The sequence below is a fragment of the Streptomyces sp. BBFR2 genome, assembly GCF_044497305.1.
In the GTDB taxonomy this organism is placed as follows: Bacteria; Actinomycetota; Actinomycetes; order Streptomycetales; family Streptomycetaceae; genus Streptomyces.
This window is the reverse complement of sequence record NZ_CP172415.1, coordinates 3,967,492-3,981,422: the sequence shown is the minus strand read 5'-3', so window position 1 is coordinate 3,981,422 and position 13,931 is coordinate 3,967,492. Positions and strand designations below refer to the sequence as shown.

The 13,931-nt window shown below is 76.1% G+C and carries 13 protein-coding genes; 3 read left to right on the top strand and 10 right to left on the bottom strand.

Annotation, left to right across the window (positions count from 1 at the left end; genetic code table 11):
* The first annotated feature begins 270 nt into the window (after positions 1-270).
* Positions 271-1,707, top strand: coding sequence for an FtsW/RodA/SpoVE family cell cycle protein (locus tag ACGH2B_RS16080; protein ID WP_399097047.1), 1,437 nt, complete (start codon positions 271-273; stop codon positions 1,705-1,707).
* Positions 1,708-1,893: 186 nt separating this feature from the next.
* Here the strand turns inward: ACGH2B_RS16080 and ACGH2B_RS16075 are convergent, their stop codons facing one another.
* Positions 1,894-2,790 (bottom strand): polysaccharide deacetylase family protein, encoded by an 897-nt coding sequence (locus ACGH2B_RS16075; protein ID WP_399089306.1) that lies wholly within the window; start codon positions 2,788-2,790, stop codon positions 1,894-1,896.
* 701 nt (positions 2,791-3,491) lie between these two features.
* Here ACGH2B_RS16075 and ACGH2B_RS16070 point away from each other — a divergent pair.
* A complete protein-coding gene (locus tag ACGH2B_RS16070) occupies positions 3,492-4,715 on the top strand; it encodes a methyltransferase domain-containing protein (RefSeq protein WP_399089303.1) in 1,224 nt (407 codons plus the stop codon).
* Here the strand turns inward: ACGH2B_RS16070 and ACGH2B_RS16065 are convergent.
* The 4 genes from ACGH2B_RS16065 to tsaB all read right to left on the bottom strand — a co-directional run bounded on the left by ACGH2B_RS16065 (position 4,699) and on the right by tsaB (position 7,487).
* A complete protein-coding gene (locus ACGH2B_RS16065; RefSeq protein ID WP_399089300.1) occupies positions 4,699-5,064 on the bottom strand; it encodes a hypothetical protein in 366 nt (121 codons plus the stop codon). The genes ACGH2B_RS16070 and ACGH2B_RS16065 overlap by 17 nt on opposite strands.
* Positions 5,065-5,132: 68 nt before the next feature.
* Positions 5,133-6,263, bottom strand: a complete 1,131-nt coding sequence (tsaD, locus tag ACGH2B_RS16060; protein WP_399089297.1) for a tRNA (adenosine(37)-N6)-threonylcarbamoyltransferase complex transferase subunit TsaD — start codon at positions 6,261-6,263, stop codon at positions 5,133-5,135.
* Positions 6,256-6,783, bottom strand: a complete 528-nt coding sequence (gene rimI, locus ACGH2B_RS16055; RefSeq protein ID WP_399097044.1) for a ribosomal protein S18-alanine N-acetyltransferase — start codon at positions 6,781-6,783, stop codon at positions 6,256-6,258. Before rimI ends, tsaD begins: the two co-directional genes overlap by 8 nt.
* A gap of 44 nt (positions 6,784-6,827) precedes the next feature.
* Positions 6,828-7,487: a tRNA (adenosine(37)-N6)-threonylcarbamoyltransferase complex dimerization subunit type 1 TsaB gene (gene tsaB / locus ACGH2B_RS16050; RefSeq protein ID WP_399089294.1), complete on the bottom strand. Its 660-nt coding sequence runs from the start codon at positions 7,485-7,487 to the stop codon at positions 6,828-6,830.
* A gap of 138 nt (positions 7,488-7,625) precedes the next feature.
* Between tsaB and ACGH2B_RS16045 the strand changes: the two genes are divergently transcribed.
* Positions 7,626-8,195 carry a hypothetical protein gene (locus ACGH2B_RS16045; RefSeq protein ID WP_399089291.1) on the top strand — a complete coding sequence of 190 codons (570 nt, stop codon included), beginning with the start codon at positions 7,626-7,628 and terminating at the stop codon, positions 8,193-8,195.
* Between the two features lie 229 nt (positions 8,196-8,424).
* Here ACGH2B_RS16045 and ACGH2B_RS16040 read toward each other — a convergent pair whose 3' ends face one another.
* From ACGH2B_RS16040 to ACGH2B_RS16020, 5 genes are all read right to left on the bottom strand, one after another.
* On the bottom strand, positions 8,425-8,616 hold the full coding sequence (locus ACGH2B_RS16040; RefSeq protein WP_399089288.1) for a hypothetical protein: 192 nt from the start codon (positions 8,614-8,616) through the stop codon (positions 8,425-8,427).
* Positions 8,617-8,798: 182 nt separating this feature from the next.
* The gene (gene tsaE, locus ACGH2B_RS16035) at positions 8,799-9,329 is read right to left on the bottom strand and encodes a tRNA (adenosine(37)-N6)-threonylcarbamoyltransferase complex ATPase subunit type 1 TsaE (RefSeq protein WP_399089285.1); all 531 of its coding nucleotides are present in this window, start codon (positions 9,327-9,329) and stop codon (positions 8,799-8,801) included.
* Positions 9,330-9,354: 25 nt separating this feature from the next.
* Positions 9,355-10,620: an alpha/beta fold hydrolase gene (locus ACGH2B_RS16030; protein ID WP_399089282.1), complete on the bottom strand. Its 1,266-nt coding sequence runs from the start codon at positions 10,618-10,620 to the stop codon at positions 9,355-9,357.
* Positions 10,617-11,810, bottom strand: coding sequence for an alanine racemase (gene alr, locus ACGH2B_RS16025; RefSeq protein WP_399089279.1), 1,194 nt, complete (start codon positions 11,808-11,810; stop codon positions 10,617-10,619). Before alr ends, ACGH2B_RS16030 begins: the two co-directional genes overlap by 4 nt.
* Before the next feature lie 230 nt (positions 11,811-12,040).
* Complete coding sequence (locus ACGH2B_RS16020; RefSeq protein WP_399089276.1) at positions 12,041-13,504, bottom strand: NAD(P)H-hydrate dehydratase; 1,464 nt, start codon at positions 13,502-13,504, stop codon at positions 12,041-12,043.
* Positions 13,505-13,931: the final 427 nt, after the last annotated feature.

Here is a 13,931-nt window from a genome sequence, read left to right as displayed (position 1 = left end):
GTCGCGCCGGAAACGGACCGGCGCGGCCACGGCGGGCCCCGGGCGCGGCCCCGATGCGCCATACCCGGCGCCGCTCCGGCCGGATACCGTGCCGAACCGGACACATCAGGGGCGGCCGCCGCAACCCCGCGCCCCGGACTCCGGTCTCCCTCAAGGGTTGCCCGAGCCGGCCACAGGGGCGGGCGGCTTCCCGGACGACGGAGGAAACAGGTGCGAGGAGCGAGGAGTGCGGCACGGGCCGCCCGGGAGGAGAGCGACGTCGAGCGCACGATGACGTTCGCCGCGCTCGCCCAGGCGCCGGACCGCCGCCGGACCGAGGCCTGGATGCTCGCCTTCGCCGTCGCCATCACCGTCGGCGGTTACGCCTACACCGGACTGTCGATGGAAGGGCGGCTGCCCGGCGGACTGCCGTGGTTCACCGGCGCGATGGTGCTGATCGCGTTCGTCCCGCATCTGGTCGTCCGCCGCGTCGCCGAGCGCGCCGACCCGCTGATCCTGCCGCTGGCCACGCTGCTCACCGGCATCGGACTCGTCCTGCTGAACCGGCTGGACATCACCTACGAACGGCTGCCGCGCCTGCAGACCGCGCAGGCGGCCGACGGGCAACTGCTGTGGACGGGGCTCGGGGCGGCGGTCTGCGTGGCGATCCTGCTCCTGGTCCGCGACCACCGGGTGCTCCAGCGGTACGTGTACGTGACGATGGCGGTCGGGCTGGTGCTGCTGATGGCGCCGGCGTTCTTCGGCGCGGACCAGTTCGGCGCCAAGCGGTGGATCCTGCTCGGGCCGTTGTCGTTGCAGCCCGGCGAGTTCGTGAAGCTGATGATCGTGGTGTTCTTCGCCGGGTACCTGACCGTCAACCGCAACGCGCTGGCGCTGGCCGGGCGGCGGGTGATGGGGGTTCAGCTACCGCCCGGCCGGCAGCTCGGGCCGATCTTCACGATCTGGGTCATCAGCCTGCTGGTGCTGGTCTTCGAACGTGATCTGGGGACGTCGCTGATCTTCTTCGGCATCTTCGTGATCATGCTGTACATGGCCACCGAGCGGACCGGCTGGGTGGTCTGCGGTCTGCTGATGGCGGCGGTCGGCGCGGCGGTGGTCGGGTCGGCGGAGCCGCACGTCAAGGGCCGGGTGATGGCCTGGCTGCACCCGATGGACATCTTCCTGCCGCCGGAGAAACGGCCGCCGGGGCTGATCTCCGCGCAGTCGGCGGAGTCGCTGTTCAGCTTCGGCAGCGGCGGCGTGGGCGGCGCCGGGCTGGGTCAGGGCCATCCCGAGCTGGTCGGGTTCGCGGGCAACAGCGACTTCATCCTCACCACCGTCGGCGAGGAACTGGGCATGGCCGGGGTGATGGCGGTCCTGCTGCTGTACACCCTGCTCGCGCAGCGCGGGTTCCGGGTCGGGGTGAGCGCCCGCGACCCGTTCGGCAAGCTGCTCGCCGTGGGGCTGTCGGGCGCGCTGATACTCCAGGTCTTCGTGGTCGCCGGAGGCGTGACGGGGCTGATCCCGCTGACCGGCAAGGCGCTGCCGTTCCTCGCCAAGGGCGGATCGTCGCTGGTCGCGAACTGGATGATGGTCGCCGTCCTGCTCCGGATCAGCGATGCGGCGCAGCGGCGCCGGGAGCCGGTGGGCGCCTTCGCCCGGCGCACCCGGCGGCGCGCGGCCCGGCGCGGCGTGCCGGCCCCGCGCGCGGGCGCGCCGGGGAGCTGACGGGCGGGAAGCCGGCGGCCCGGAGAGTGACGGTTACGCCGTGCCCCGGCCGCCGGAGCGCCGACGGCCGGGAGCGCCGCGCCCCGGCGGCCGGCCGCCGCCCGCGCGGAGCGGACGCGGTGGCCGTTCCGTACGCGGCGGGCGGGAGCGTCACGCCCCGGCCGCCGCCGCCCGCAGGGGTCCGGCTCAGACGTAGTCCTCCAGGCGGGCGAGGGCGAAGCCCTGTTCGGTGGCGGTGCGCAGGACGTTGCGGAGCAGGTCGGGCATGGTCGCCTGCCAGTCGTCGCGGCCCCGGAAGTGGCTCAGGATGATGTCGCCGGGGTGCAGCTTTCCGTCGCCGCGGCTGTAGTCGATGCGGTCGGGGAAGAACTCCTCGGCCCACAGCGGGACGACGCTGATACCGCACGAGGCGGCGACCTCCAGGGTCTCGCGGGAGTAGTCGCCGTAGGGCGGGCGGAAGAGGCGCGGGGTGCGGCCCATCTCGCGGGTGAGGTTCTCCTGCTGGCCGCAGATCTCCTCGCGCTGCCGGTCAACGCTGAGGCCGGGCAGGTAGGGGTGGTGCAGCGTGTGGTTGTGCACGCCGTTGCCCTGCTGCTGGACGGTGCGGAAGAAGCCGTAGCCCTTGCCGTCCTTGGCGAGGTAGTCGCTGAGGAACGCGCTGTAGGGGATGTGGAGTTCCTTCGTCATCCGGAGGAACTCGGGGTCCTTGTCGTAGCCGTCGTCCAGGGTCAGGAAGACGATCTTCCGGTCGGTCGGGACGCGGGAGAGGGCGACCGGGAGCTTCGGGTCGTCGCCACGGGAGAAGACCGGCTCGGTGGTGACGTGCGGTTTGGCCGCGGGTGGCTCGGGGGGCTCCAGCGGTGCCTCGTCCAGGCCCCAGCGGGCGGCCACGGCGTCGCGGCGGGCCTGGGCCCGTTCGAGCAGCTTGGCCTGGGTGAGCAGGGCGCGGGCGGCGGGTGCCACGGCGGGGCGGCCGTGGGCGGGGACGTTGTCCTGGGAGGAGGGTGTCGCGGCGGCGGAGCAGCCGACGGCGAGCAGACCCAGGGCGCCGAACGCGGCCAGGGAACGGGTGCGGCGCGCCACCGGGCGGGGCACCGCCCGGGCCGGCCCGGGACACCCGGATCGCGAGAAAAGTCTGATTAGCTGCATAACGCCGGATCGTGGCAGCGCCCTCCGCCGCGCCGCCGCCCGCCACGCGGCAGAGTCAGGCGACCGGCCCACGCCGCCCGGCGCGCCGTCCGCCCGACGGCCCCACCCGCCGTACGCCGAGCGGGTCGGGGCGGGTCGGGGCGGGGTCGGGGGCGGGTCGGGGGCCGGGTTTCGGAACGGCGTGGGGCCGGCTCGGCTCGTGGAGGGATGCTCAGGGCCGTACGGTGTCGGGCCGTCCCGTACGGGATCGGCTTCCGGCCCGTACGGGGCTTGGCCTGCCCCGTAAGGGTTCGGCTTCCGGCCCGTACGGGGCACCGGCGCGTCCCGTAGGGCTCCGCTTCCGTCCCTTACGGCTCTTGGCCCGTCCCATACGGGCTCCGCTCCCGCCCCGGACGGAGTCCGGCTCACCCCGTACGGGCTCCGGGCCCCCTCCCGTAAGGCCACGGCCCATCCGTACGGGCTCTGGTTCCGTCCCCTACGGGCCCTGGCCCATCCCGTACGGGCTCCGCTCCCGCCCCGTACGGCCCCGGCCAACCCCCGTACGGGCTCCGGCCCTCACCCCGTAAGGGCCCCGGGGGACCAGGCTCGTCCGGCCCGTCCGCCGCACCGCCGCGGCGGGGAGGAATGATGGGGGCGTGACCGATCCCGACTCCTTCGCCGCGCTGCTCACCTCCGAGGGGCAGGCGCTGCTGGACGCCCTGCACGACCATGACCCGGCCGATGAGCTGGCCACCGCGACCCGGCTGCGCCGGGAGCATCCGGCGGAGCTGGTCTCCGCCGCGCTGGGACAGGCGCGGCTGCGCCAGCGCGCCGCGGCCAAGTTCGGGGCCGACGCCCGGCGGATGTACTTCACGCCGAACGGGGTCGAGCAGTCCACCCGGACCGCCGTCGCGGAGCACCGCGCCGCCCGCCTCGCGGCGCTGGGCGTCCGCTCCGTCGCCGATCTGTGCGCGGGCATCGGCGGGGACGCGCTCGCACTGGCCCGCGCCGGGATCCGGGTGCTGGCCGTCGACCGGGACCCACTGGCCTGCGCCGCGGCCCGCGCCAACGCCGAGGCGCTCGGGCTCGGCGACCTGATCGAGGTGCGCCGCGCGGACGTCACGGAGACCGACACCACCGGCTACGACGCGGTCTTCGTCGATCCGGCGCGGCGCACCAAGGCGCGCGGCGGGCGGATCTTCGACCCCGAGGCGTACTCCCCGCCGCTGTCCTGGGCGATCGGCGCGGCCCGCACCGCCCCGTACGCGGCGCTGAAGATCGCGCCGGGCGTGCCGCACGAGGCGCTGCCCGCGGACGCCGAGACCGAGTGGATCTCCGACGGCGGCGACGTGAAGGAGGCGGTGCTGTGGTTCGGGCCCGCCGGGGACACGGCGCCCGGGGCGGTCCGGCCGGGCGGCCGCCGGGCGACGCTGCTGCCCGCCGGGGAGTCGCTGCTCGGCGCGGACCTGCCCGACCCGGAGCCGGGCCCGGTCGGCGGCTGGCTGCACGAGCCGGACGGCGCGGTGATCCGCGCGCATCTCGTCGCGGACGTCGCCCGGCAGGTCGGCGGGCGGCTCATCGATCCGACGATCGCCTACATCACCGCCGACACCCTGGTCCCGACGCCGTACGCCACCTCCTACGCGATCACGGATGTGCTGCCGTTCAACGTCAAGAAGCTGCGGGCGCTGCTGCGGGAGCGGGAGGTCGGCGTCGCGGTGATCAAGAAGCGCGGGTCGGCGGTGGAGCCGGAGGAACTGCGCAAGAAGCTGAAGCTCGGCGGGCGCAACAGTTGCACGGTCTTCCTCACCCGGGTCGCGGGCGCCCCCGCGATGCTGCTCGGGCACCCGGCGAACCCGCGGGTCACGCCCGGTCGGTGAGGTCCTCGGCGTAGATCTGGGCGAGCGGCTGCGGGCCGATGTACTGCTGGCAGGCGCAGGTGCCGGCCTCGTAGCGCACCGGCCGGTGGTCGGCGTCCCAGGCGACCGGCCGCTCCACCGGCTCGTGGCACTTCCCGCTCTTGTCGTGCTTGGCGAGATGGTGGGTGCAGCCGCAGACCGGCTTGGGCGGCTCCTGGGCGGCGGCCAGTTCGGCGCGGCGCGCGCGGTCGGTCTCCAGGCGCTCCATACGGCGCTCGTGGCGGGTGCGCAGCGCGCCGCGCGCCAGGTCGGCGACCTTCGCGAAGCCGCCCGCCATGAAGAAGATGAAGACCCACCAGAACCAGTCCATGCCCGCCTCCCCGCGCGCCGCCGGCCGTTCGGCCGCTGCCAGGGTAGCGAGGGCCCCCGCCCGCCCGGTCAGCCGTAGAGGTTCTCCTTGCTCAGCTCGTGGACGTGGTCGTGGTCGTGGGTGTGGCCGTGGCCGTCGTGGGGGTGGGCGCCGGGGACGTGGGGTTCGGTGACCGGGAGGGAGGAGTCGGCGGGCAGGTCCCAGTCGGAGGCGGCGCGGCCGCGGGCCACCATCTCCGCGCCGAGTGCCGCGACCATGGCGCCGTTGTCCGTGCACAGCTTGGGCCGCGGCACCCGCAGGGTGATCCCGGCGTCCTCGCAGCGGCGGGCGGCCATCGCCCGCAGCCGGGAGTTGGCCGCGACACCGCCGCCGATCATCAGGTGGTCGACGCCGTTGTCCTTGCAGGCGCGGACGGCCTTACGGGTCAGCACGTCCACCACCGCCTCCTGGAAGGACGCGGCGACGTCCGCCACCGGCACCTCCTCACCGGCCGCCCGCTTCGCCTCGATCCAGCGGGCCACCGCGGTCTTCAGACCGGAGAACGAGAAGTCGTACGCGGCGTCGCGCGGCCCCGTCAGACCGCGCGGGAAGCGGATCGCCTCCGGGTCGCCCTCGCGCGCGTAGCGGTCGATGACCGGGCCGCCGGGGAAGCCGAGGTGCAGCACCCGCGCGACCTTGTCGAACGCCTCGCCCGCCGCGTCGTCGATGGTCGCGCCGAGCGGCCGGACGTCGGAGGTGATGTCGGGCGCCAGCAGCAGCGAGGAGTGGCCGCCGGAGACCAGCAGCGCCATCGTCGGCTCCGGGAGCGCGCCGTGCTCCAGTTGGTCGACGCAGATGTGCGAGGCGAGGTGGTTGACGCCGTACAGCGGCTTGCCGAGGGCGTACGCGTACGCCTTCGCCGCCGAGACGCCGACGAGCAGGGCGCCGGCGAGCCCGGGGCCCGCGGTGACGGCGATGCCGTCGAGGTCGCTCGCCGCGACGCCGGCGTCCTTCAGGGCGCGCTGGATGGTGGGGACCATCGCCTCCAGGTGCGCGCGGGAGGCGACCTCGGGGACGACGCCGCCGAAGCGGGCGTGTTCGTCGACGCTGGAGGCGACGGCGTCGGCGAGCAGGGTGTGGCCCTGGACGATGCCGACGCCGGTCTCGTCGCAGGAGGTCTCGATGCCGAGGACCAGCGGTCCGCCGCGGGAGTCAGCCATGGTGATCGGATTCCTTGGAACGGGGGGCGTCGGGGGCGGGGGCGGCGTCCGGATCGGGGTCCGGGGCCTCGGCGTCCGGGTCGGTCGCGGCGCGCCGCATGACCAGGGCGTCGACGTTGCCGGGCTGGTAGTAGCCGCGGCGGAAGCCGAGCGGGACGAAGCCGAAGCGTTCGTAGAGGCGCTGGGCGCGGTGGTTGTCGACACGGACCTCCAGCAGCACCTCGTGGCACTCGAAGGCGGTGGCGGCGGTCAGCAGCGCGGTCAGCAGCCGGGCGCCGAGGCCGGTGCCCCAGCGCGCGCGGGCGATGGCGATGGTCTGGATGTCGCCGGTGCCGTCGACGGCGGCGAGTCCGCCGTAGCCGACGATCTCCCCGCCGCTCTCGGCGACGAGGTAGCGGCGGTTGGCGGCCGGGCCGCGGGCGTACGCCAGCTCGGACCAGAACATCCCGGGCGACCAGGCGTCCTCCGGGAAGAGCTTCCGCTCCAGGGCGAGCACCGCGTCCAGGTCCCACCAGCGCATCTCGCGCAGGACGGGGGCGTCCACGGCGCCCGGGACGGTCGTGCTCACCGGGGCGTGACCACCTTGTAGTTGGCCGGGACCTGGGCGTCGGGGCGGCGCAGGTAGAGCGGCCGGGGCTCCAGCAGCTCCTCACCGGCGGCGAGCCGCGCGGCGGCGGCGGAGGCGAGGGCGGCGCCGGACTGGTGCTCGGGCCCGTCGCGCCGTACGCCGGTGAAGACCGTGTCGTACAGGAGCGCGCCGGCGCCGACGGCGGGGACACCGGCGACCTGCTCGGCGAGGTCGGCGGGGCGGTCGACGGCCGGTTCGGTCAGGCGGCGGCCGTCGGCACCGTAGCGGGCCCAGTAGACCTCCTTGCGGCGGGCGTCGGTCGCCACGATGAAGGGGGTGTCCAGGGCGGCGGCGTGGGCGAGGCCGTCCAGGGAGCACAGGCCGTGCACCGGGATGCCGAGCGCGGCGCCGAAGGAGGCGGCGGTGACCAGGCCGACCCGCAGGCCGGTGTAGGGGCCGGGGCCGACGCCGACCACCAGATCGGTGACCGCGTCGAGCTTCACGCCCGCCTCGGCCAGCACCCGGTCGACGGCGGGCAGCAGCAGCTCACCGTGGCGGCGCGCGTCCACCTGGCGGGACTCGGCGAGGACCCGCTCCCCGTCGTGGAGCGCGACGGTGACGGCGGGCGTGGCGGTGTCTAGGGCTAGGAGCAGCACGCCCTCAAGCGTACGGCGCGCCGGGCGGTGCCTTTTCCGGTGCTACGGTCGGCGTCCAGTACGTCAATCGGACCGCGAGCCGACTCGCCCCGGCGGGCGAGCACCACGGAAGCGCACACAGCGGAAGGTGGCACAGCGATGCCCGCCAGGAGCAGCACGATCGTCACCGCGCTCACCGCGGCGGCGCTGGTCGCGGTCGGTTTCCTGGGCTACCAGGCGTCGGCGTCCGCCCCCGCCGATCTGCGTCCGCACCACAAGAGCGGTGACACCGCGGGCAAGCACCCCGCGCGGCCCGGGGGCGGCAAGAAGGAGCACCGCCCGGCGGCGCCGGAGGTCCCCGAGGCGTCCGGCACCGGCAAGCGGATCGTCTACGCGCTCGGCGCCAAGCGGGTCTGGCTGGTCGGCGCGGACAACACCCCCGTCCGCACCTTCACCGTCGCCCCCAGCACGGTCTCCCCGCCGATGGGCACCTACGCGGTGACCTCGCGGTCGGTGAGCGTGACCGGGTCGGACGGCATCGCCATCGAGCACGTCGTACGGTTCGCCGGCGTGGACGGTGTGGTCATCGGCTTCAGCGCGGCGGTCGACGGCTCGTCGCCCAACCCGGACGCCTCGCAGCGCACCGGCGGTATCCGCGAATCGCGCGCCGACGGCGCCGCGATGTGGGACTTCGCGGTCAACGGCACGAAGGTGGTCGTGGTCGCCTGACGGGGCCGCCCGCGCGGGGCTTCCGGCGGCGCCTCCCCTGTCCGGGGCCCGGCTTCCGCTCCTGCCCGGGGCCCTTCCGTTCCTGCCCGGGGCCCGGCTTTCCGTTCGACCGGGGCCCCACCGCGGCCGCGCTCCGGCCCGCGGCATCGGCGTTTGAGGGGGCCGCACCCCGTACACGAGTGAGGGCCGGCCCGTGCGTGTCCCAGGGCCGACCGCTCCCCCGTACGGGCTATGCCGCGTCGCGCTCCGGGGCTGACGGGGCGGGGTGGCCGGGCTCGGCCGCGGGTGCGGCGGCCGGGGGCTCGGGGGGTGTGGAGACGGCGGTGGCGGCGGCGCAGGACGCGAGGAGCTGGCGCATGGTGGGCGGTGCGTCGCACGTCTCGTGGGCGGGCGGTGCGGCGGCGGGCTCGTGGGCTGTCATGGTCGCCTCCCGGGTTCCTGGGGCAAGCGGCGGACGAGAGCGAACTTAGGCAAGCCTAACTTCTTCTCCTCTTCCCATGTCACCACGGCAGAGGCCACCGGCGCAACACGTTACCGACGGCCTGTCGGAAAACACACACGCACCCGTGGCCCCGCACCCGCGGCGGACGCCCGCCGGGCCGGTCAGCCCGTGGTCAGCTCCGCGAGGCCCGCGTCCGTCCAGCGGGCGCCGATCCCGGTGACCGTCACCGTGCGGACGTCGGCGGCGTCGCTCTCCCACCCGGCGTCCGCGGGGGCGTCCGCGCCCACCGCGCGCTCGATCACGACGTGCAGCCGGTCGTCGGACAGCTCCTCGACCTTGCCGTCACCCCATTCCACGACCACCACCGACTCCGGCAGCGACACATCGAGGTCCAGGTCCTCCATCTCGTCGAGCCCGCCGCCGAGGCGGTACGCGTCGACGTGGACCAGCGCGGGGCCGCCGGTCAGCGACGGGTGGACCCGGGCGATGACGAAGGTCGGGGAGGTGACGGCGCCGCGTACGCCCAGGCCCTCGCCCAGGCCGCGGGTGAGCGTCGTCTTGCCCGCGCCCAGCTCGCCGGTGAGCAGCACCAGGTCACCGGGGCGCAGCAGCGCGGCCAGCCGGCGTCCCAACTCCTGCATACGCTCGGGCGTTTCGACGGTGACACGGGTCTGTGTGGCGGTGGCACTCATGCCGCAAATGGTACGGGCGCGGCGGTCAGGCCCGGGCCGGGCGGCCCTTCCGTCCGCCCGACGCGGCCCGTTCGATCAGCGTCACCAGCTCCTCGGTGACCAGCTCGGGGCGCTCCAGCATCACCAGGTGGCCGGCGCCGTCCACCTTCAGCAGGCGGGTGGCGGGCAGCAGTTCGGCGATGGCCTCGCTGTGGTCGGCCGGGGTGATCAGATCGCGTTCCCCGGCGAGCACCAGCGAGGCGACCGTGTCGTACGCCACCAGCGCCGCCGCCTTGTCGTGGGTGGCGAAGGCCGGGTAGAACTCCGCGACGACGTCGATGGGGGTGGCCTCGATGAGCCGCTCGGCGAAGCGGGCGACGCCCGGGTCGACGTCCTGCGGGGTGCCGAAGGAGTACCGCTTGATGATCCCGGCGAAGAGGTCGGCGGTGGCGCGGCGGCCCCGCTCGACGACGTCGCTCTGCGCGCCCAGCACCTTCAGCAGGCCGGGGGCGAGCCGGTGGAACGCCTTCACGCCGAACGACGGCAGGCCGAACGCCACCTCGCTCAGCCGCCCGGCGGACGTGCCGATCAGCGCGACGCCCGCGACCCGCTCGGCCACGAACTCCGGGTACTGGTCGGCGAGGGCCATCACCGTCATCCCGCCCATGGAGTGCCCGACCAGCACCAGCGGCCCCTCGGGCGCCGCCGCGTCCAGCACCGCCTTCAGGTCGCGGCCCAGCAGATCGATGGTGACCGGCGCGCCGCCGTCGGCGGGCGGGCGGGAGCGGCCCGAGCGGCCGTGGCTGCGCTGGTCCCAGTGGACGGTGCGGACCGCGCCGCGCAGCGCGGCGCGCTGGAAGTGCCAGGAGTCCTGGTTGAGGCAGTAGCCGTGGCAGAAGACGACGGTGGGGGCGGGCGAGCGGCGGCGCGGTCCGGCGAGGCGGCGGCGGACCTCGGCGGCCTGCCGCGCGGCGGCCCGCTCGGCGCCGGACGCGGCCGTCCCCTTCGACGTCCGGGGGCGCGGCGCCGTGTCACCGGTCTCGTCGATCTCGTAGTACAGCGGGGTGCCGTCCTCGGCGACGGCGGTGCCCGGGGCGCCGCGCAGGGTGCCGTAGGGGCCGACGGCGTCCAGCGCGACGCGGGCGCGGCGGCGCATCCCGCGGCCGACCGTCATCCGCTCCATCGCCACCCCGGCGGCGGCGCCCGCGGCGACCACGCCGATCGCGGCGCCCGCCAGGCCCGCGTGGCGCCCGGCCTTCGCCCAGTTGCCCACGGCCGTGGCCCCGGCCGCCGCGTCCCGGCCGTCCGTCATCCGGTACCCCCGACGCCGCGGCTGCCCACCGCCGCGGGCACGCCCGGCTCCGGCGCGCCGTCGCGGTGGACGCGGGCGACCCGGCCGCCGATCCGCGTGACGATCTCGTACGCGATGGTGCCGGTGGCCCGCGCCCAGTCCTCGGCGGTGGGCTCACCGTCGTCGCCCGGCCCGAAGAGCACCGCGGTGTCGCCCGGCAGCGCGGTGTCGCCGTCCAGATCGACGACGAACTGGTCCATCGCGACCCGCCCGGCGATCGTCCGCCGCTTCCCGGCGACGAGCACCGGGCCGCTGCCGGAGGCGTGGCGCGGGATGCCGTCCGCGTAGCCGAGCGGCACCAGCGCGAGCGTGGTCTCGGCCGCCGTCGTGTGGTGGTGGCCGTACGAGACGCCGTGGCCGGCCGGGACGCCCTTGACCGAGGCGAGCGACGCCTGGAGCGTCATCGCGGGGCGCAGCCCCAGCTCCCGGGCGGTGCCGACCTCGGGCGCGGGCGAGATGCCGTAGATCCCGATGCCGGCGCGGACCAGGTCGAAGTGGGACTCGGGCAGGGTCAGCAGCGCCGGGGTGTTGGCGATGTGCCGTACCTGAGGGCGCAGCCCCGCGGCCCCGGCGACGGCCAGCGCCGTGCGGTAGGCGGTGAGCTGCGCGGCGATCGAGGGGTGGCCCGGTTCGTCGGCGCAGGCGAAGTGGGACCAGATGCCGGTGACGGTGAGCAGCCCGGCGCGTTCGGCGTCGCGGGCGGCGGCGGTCAGCTCCGGCCAGTCGGCGGGCTGGCAGCCGCTGCGGCCCAGGCCCGTGTCGGCCTTGAGCTGGACGCGGGCCGGGCGCCCGGCGGCGCGGGCCGCCTCGCTCACCTCGCGCAGTGCCCACAGCGCGCTGACGGAGACGTCGATGTCCTGCTCGACGGCGGTGCGCCAGGGGCCGCCCGGCGTCCACAGCCAGCACATCAGCCGTCCGGTGTCCCCGGCCGCGCGGAGCGCGAACGCCTCCTCGGGCAGCGCGGTGCCCAGCCAGCTCGCGCCGGCCGCGCGGGCGGCGCGCGCACAGGGCACCGCGCCGTGTCCGTAGCCGTCGGCCTTGACCACGGCCATCAGCTCTGCCCCGGGTGCGCGGCCGCGCAGCGCTCGGACATTCGACCGCACGGCGGCGAGGTCGATGACGGCGCGGGCCCGCGTTGCTCTCTCGTTCATCCCTCTCAGTGTCTCAGGCGCCGCCCGGCGGACCCGGGGTACGCCCGGACGGACACCGTCCCCGGGCCCCGCCCCGACCCCGGAAACAGCCTCCGCGCGGAGTGCGGGCACCGGCCCGCGACCGCCGCTCAGCGGGCCGTCCCGCCGGTGCGCGGGGCGACACACAGGCCCCGCCCCGACCCCGGAAACAGCGTCCGCGCGGGGTGCGGGCACCGGCCCGCGACCGCCGCTCAGCGGGCCGTCCCGCCGGTGCGCGGGGTGTGCCGTCCGACGTCCCGCCAGGCCGCCGCGAGGCGTCCGGCGACCTGCGCGGCGGTGATGGGCGCACCGTCCGGACCGGCGGCGAAGCGCGCCGCGAGGCCGTGCAGATACGCGCCCGCCGACGCCGCGTCACGCGGGACGAGCCCCGCGGCGAGCAGCGATCCGGCCAGACCCGACAGCACATCGCCGCTGCCGGCGGTCGCCAGCCAGCCGGTCCCGGTGGGGTTGACCCGTACGGGGCCGAAGCCGTCCGCGACCAGCGTCGTCGAGCCCTTGAGGAGCACCGTCGCGCCGAACCTGGCGGCCAGTTCGCCGACCGCCCGCCAGCGGCCCGCCTCGACCTCGGCCCGGTCGGTGCCCAGCAGCGCGGCGGCCTCCCCGGCGTGCGGGGTCAACACCGTGCCCGCGGTCCGGGCCCGTACCCGCTCCGGCGTCAGGAACCGCAGCCCGTCGGCGTCCACCAGCACCGGCACGTCGGCGGCGAGGACGTCGTCCAGGGCGTCCGCCTCGTCGCCGATGCCGGGGCCGATCACCCAGGACTGGACCCGGCCCGCGCGGTGCGGCGGCCCGGCGTGCACCAGCGTCTCCGGGAAGCGCGCGAGGACCGCGTCGGCGGCCGGGCCGACGTACCGGACGGCGCCCGCGCCGCCGCGCAGCGCACCGGCCACCGCCAGCACCGCCGCGCCCGGATAGCGCGCGGAGCCGGCGACCACGCCGACCACCCCGCGCCGGTACTTGTCGCTCTCCGGCGACGGCACCGGCAGCAGCCGCGCCACGTCCGCGTGCTGCAACGCCTCGGCGGCGGGCGACGCGGACGGCGCCAGCCCGATGCCGACGTGGTGCACCACCCCGGCCCGCTCCCGCGCCGGATCGATCAGCAGCCCCGGCTTGTACGCCCCGAACGTCACCGTCACATCGGCCCGGACCGCCTCCCCCGCGACCTCGCCGGTGTCCGCGTCCACCCCGCTCGGCAGGTCCACGGCGACGACGGTGGCCGACCCGGCGGCCAGCGCGGCGAGTTGGGCGGCGCGGGGACGGAGTCCGCCACGGCCACCGATGCCGACGATGCCGTCGACCACCAGATCGGCGCGGGCCACGGCGTGCTCCGCGTCGTCGGCGACGGTGCCGCCGGCCGCCCGCAGCGCCGCCAGTCCCCCGGCGTGCGCCCGCTCCGGCGTCAGCAGGACCGCACCGACCCCGGCGCCCCGGCGCGCCAGCCGCGCCCCGGCGTACAGGGCGTCACCACCGTTGTCCCCGCTGCCGACCAGCAGCACCACCCGGGAGCCGTACACCCCGCGCCCCCCGCTCAGCAGCCGCGCGCAGACCGCCGCGAGCCCGGCGGCCGCCCGCTGCATCAGCGCCCCCTCGGGCACCCGCGCCATCAACTCCCGCTCCGCCGCCCGCACGTCCGCCACGCTGTACGCAGTCCTCATGCGCCCCAGTCTCACACCGGCCCGCCGGTGCGGCACGGGCTACGGGGCGGGCCGGGGGACGGAGCGAGTGCGGACGGAGCGGGCGGGCCGTCCCGTACGGGACGTGTGCCCGTACGGGGAGGGCCGAGCCCGTAGGGGACGCCGGAACCCGTAGGGGAAGGCCAGGCCCGTAGGGGACGTGGGGGCCCGTAGGGGCGGGCCGAACCCGTAAGGGACGCCGGAACCCGTAAGGGCCGGCCACGCCCCGTAAGGGACTGCCCGGCCCCATGAGGGAAGCGGCCCGTGAGGGACGGGCCTGCCCGCCGCGCCGGTGTCGCCGATGGTCGACACCGGCCGGGAGACCTACCGCCGGTACGGGAGGAAGCCCGGGCCCGTGCGCGAGACCCCGGCCGCCCCGGCCCGGCTCCGCCCCGCTGCCGGTCCATCC

What these genes read in the sequence shown, in the direction of transcription:
- ACGH2B_RS16065 (WP_399089300.1), bottom strand. Translation starts at nt 5,064, where the DNA reads ATGGACTGGTTCTGGTGGGTCTTCATCTTCTTCATGGCGGGCGGCTTC.
- ACGH2B_RS16020 (WP_399089276.1), bottom strand. Translation starts at nt 13,504, where the DNA reads ATGAGGACTGCGTACAGCGTGGCGGACGTGCGGGCGGCGGAGCGGGAG.
- ACGH2B_RS16040 (WP_399089288.1), bottom strand. Translation starts at nt 8,616, where the DNA reads ATGACAGCCCACGAGCCCGCCGCCGCACCGCCCGCCCACGAGACGTGC.
- ACGH2B_RS16045 (WP_399089291.1), top strand. Translation starts at nt 7,626, where the DNA reads ATGCCCGCCAGGAGCAGCACGATCGTCACCGCGCTCACCGCGGCGGCG.
- alr (WP_399089279.1), bottom strand. Translation starts at nt 11,810, where the DNA reads ATGAACGAGAGAGCAACGCGGGCCCGCGCCGTCATCGACCTCGCCGCC.
- ACGH2B_RS16030 (WP_399089282.1), bottom strand. Translation starts at nt 10,620, where the DNA reads ATGACGGACGGCCGGGACGCGGCGGCCGGGGCCACGGCCGTGGGCAAC.
- rimI (WP_399097044.1), bottom strand. Translation starts at nt 6,783, where the DNA reads ATGCGCTGGTGGGACCTGGACGCGGTGCTCGCCCTGGAGCGGAAGCTC.
- tsaD (WP_399089297.1), bottom strand. Translation starts at nt 6,263, where the DNA reads ATGGCTGACTCCCGCGGCGGACCGCTGGTCCTCGGCATCGAGACCTCC.
- ACGH2B_RS16080 (WP_399097047.1), top strand. Translation starts at nt 271, where the DNA reads ATGACGTTCGCCGCGCTCGCCCAGGCGCCGGACCGCCGCCGGACCGAG.
- tsaE (WP_399089285.1), bottom strand. Translation starts at nt 9,329, where the DNA reads ATGAGTGCCACCGCCACACAGACCCGTGTCACCGTCGAAACGCCCGAG.